General features: G+C 72.7%; 1 protein-coding gene. It reads right to left on the bottom strand.

Going from position 1 to position 3252, the window contains the following annotated elements; genetic code table 11:
* The coding region (locus tag DVH02_RS33255; protein ID WP_158575984.1) for an SDR family NAD(P)-dependent oxidoreductase at positions 1-3182 on the bottom strand (3182 nt) is incomplete at its 3' end.
* Positions 3183-3252: the final 70 nt, after the last annotated feature.

Genomic DNA, 3252 nt, shown 5'->3' with positions numbered 1-3252 from the left:
ACCAAAGCCTCACGCGGCGATATCCCGAAGAACTCCGCGTCGAAACCACCCACATCGGTCAGGAAACCACCCCGCCGGACATAGTCCGAACCGCCATAAACACCCCCCAGCGACTCCCAGCCACGATCGTCAGGGAATCCGCTCACCCCGTCGCGGCCCTCCACCACCACATCCCACAGACCCTCGGGCGACTGAGCGCCTCCCGGAAAACGGCAAGCCATCCCCACGATCACGACCGGATCATCGACGCCCACCGCCGAGGGCCCGCCCGACACTCCCCCGACCACACCCTCGTCACCGCCGGACAGCTCCTTGTGAAGAAAACCGGCCAGAGCCCGCGGCGTCGGATGATCAAAGACCAGCCCCGCGGGAAGCGCCACACCCAGCCCCGCGCCCAGCACGTTCCGCAGCTCCACCGCGATCAAGGAATCCACACCGAGGTCCCGGAACGACCGCTCCGCACCGACCTCACCAGGGCCGCCGTACCCGAGCACGGCGGCTGCGGCGCGCTGCACCTCGTCCAGCACGAGGCGCAGGCCCGCCGCGGGCGACAGTCCGGCCACCCGCGACCTCAGGCCCCCGTCGGGCCCCTCGGTCCGCGCGGCGGGGCCCGACGGCGGGGCGAGGGCCGGAGGGGCGAGGGAGGAGAGGAGCGCGCTGGGGCGAGTCGTCGTGTACGCGGGCACGAACCGCGTCCAGTCGGCGTCCACGACCAGTTGGGTGGTGATCTCCGCGTCCAGGACCGCTCCGAGGACGGAGAGGGCAAGGTGGGGTGCCAGTGCCGTCACGGCGCCCTGGTTCCGGCGTCGGCCACCGGACCCGACGGCCATGCCGTCGCCTGCCCACGGACCCCAGGCGACGGAGGTGGCGGGCAGGCCGTCGGCCCGACGCCGCTCGGCGACGGCGTCCAGGATCGCGTTGGCGGCCGCGTAGGCGCCCTGGCCCGCGCTTCCCACCGTTCCGGCCAGCGAGGAGAAGAGGACGAACGCGGAGAGAGCACGGTCCCGGGTCAGCTCGTCGAGCAGGCAGGCGGCCTGTGCCTTGGGCCGCATCACCCGCTCGATCCGCTCGGCGTCGGTCGCCATCAGTGTGGCGTCGTCGAGGATTCCGGCGGTGTGGAAGACCGCGTCGACGGGGTGCTCCGCGAGGAGCGCGGCGAGGTCCGCCCGGACGGAGACGTCGACGGCGCGCAGGGTGACGCGCGCGCCCGCTTCTTCCAGCTCGGCGCGTAGTTCGGCGGCGCCTGGCGCCGTTGCGCCGCCGCGGCTGACCAGAACGAGATCGCGGGCACCGCGCCGCACCGCCCAGCGAGCCACCCGCGTTCCCAGGGCTCCGGTGCCTCCGGTGATCAGTACCGTCCCGTTCGGCTCCCAGCGGGAGACGTGGCGCGAGGACGGCGCGGACGGTACGAGCCGCCGGCCGAAGAGGCCGTGGGCGCGGATCGCGAGCTGGTCCTCGCCGCTCCCGAGGCGTGTCAGGGCGTGTGCGAGGCGCGCGCACGCCCTGTCGTCGACCCGCGCGGGGAGGTCGACCAGTCCGCCCCAGACGTCCGGGTGTTCCAGCGCCGCGACGCGCCCAAGTCCCCATACGGCGCTGTGGGACGTGCGGGCTATGGACTCGGTCCTGTCGACCGCGACGGCGCCTTGGGTGACGGCCCAGAGCGGTACGCCCGCGAGGTGCGCGTCATCGAGCGCGCGCAGCGCGTGCAGTGTCCCCACGACCGGTTCGGGCGAGGTGGCGAACCCGAGAAGCGAGAGGACTCCGTCCAGCTCCCGGGTCGCATCGAGTGTGTCGGCGCCTTCGGCGGGCAGACCGAGCGCCGCGGCACAGGCCGCGGGGTCGGCGGCGGCCACTTCGACAACCCGCGGGATCAGGCCCTGCTTACGGAGGCCGGAGACGAGGCCGTCGACGGTCTCGCGCGCCTCGATGTCCGCGTCGGACGGAACCAGGACCGCCCACTTTCCGGTGCGGGGCGCACGGGTCGCGGACGAGTTCTCGTCGTCCTTCGTCAGCGGCTGCCAGGACACCTCGTAGCACAGGGCGTCGACGGCCGCGCGCTCCTGCCTGCGGCGGTACCACTTCGACAGGGCCGGGACCACCGGGCCGAGTGTGTCCTGCGCGAGGTCGAGGTCCGACGCGAGAACCGGCAGGTCCTCGTTCTCCACGGCCGCCCAGAACTCGGCGTCGACCACGGCCGATGTCCGGGACGGGCCCGACGTGACATGGGGAGAGCGCTCGTTCGGGGCGAGCCAGTAGCGCTGTCGCTGGAACGGGTACGTCGGCAGGTCGACCGGCTCGTCGCCCTCGCCGCCGCCGAACACCGCCGCCCAGTCGGTCTCCGCGCCGTCGACGTGCAGTGCCGCCATCGCGCGGAGCGCGGTCAGCGGTTCGGCGCCGTCCTTGCGGAGCGTGGGGACGAAGAGCGCATCGCCGAGGGTGTCGGGCACACAGTTCTGCGCCAGCGCCGTGAGCGTGCCGTCCGGACCGATCTCCAGGAAACGCGTCACCCCCTCCCCGACCAACGCCGCCACACCATCGGCGAACCGCACCGCCTCCCGCACATGCCGCACCCAATAATCAGCCGACCCCAACTCCCCGGCCCCGGCCAGTCGACCCGTCACATTCGACACCACCGGAAGCGACGGAACACCATAAACCACACTTTCCGCCACCGACCGGAACTCATCCAGCATCGGCTCCATCAACGGCGAATGGAAGGCATGACTCACCCGTAGAGCCGTCACCTTCCGGCCCAGACCACGGAAGTGCGCCACCACCCCCTCCACAGCGGCGGCCTCACCCGACACCACCACCGCGTCGGGCCCGTTGACCGCCGCGACACCCACACGGCCCGCGTCCAGAAGAGGCAACACCTCCTCCTCACGAGCCTGCAACGCCACCATCACACCACCCGCGGGCAACGCCCGCATCAACCGCCCACGCGCCACCACCAGACGGCACGCGTCCGGCAGCGACCACACCCCCGCCACATACGCGGCCGCGAACTCACCGATCGAATGCCCCATCACCACATCAGGACGCACCCCCCACGACTCCACCAGACGGAACAACGCGACCTCGACCGCGAACAGCGCGGGCTGCGCCCACTCCGTACCCGCCAACCGCTCCCCGCCCCCGTCCCCGTCCGCGCCGAACACCACCTCACGCAGACCCTCACCCACCACCCCCCACCCCCCGCCGCCCGCCCCCCCCCCCCCCCCACCCCCCCCCCCCAACCCACCCCCCCCCCCC

This window comes from Streptomyces corynorhini (assembly GCF_003346515.1).
GTDB classification, from domain to species: domain Bacteria; phylum Actinomycetota; class Actinomycetes; order Streptomycetales; family Streptomycetaceae; genus Streptomyces; species Streptomyces corynorhini.
The sequence above is the reverse complement of the archived record's forward strand: the minus strand, read 5'-3'. Positions and strand labels throughout refer to the sequence as shown.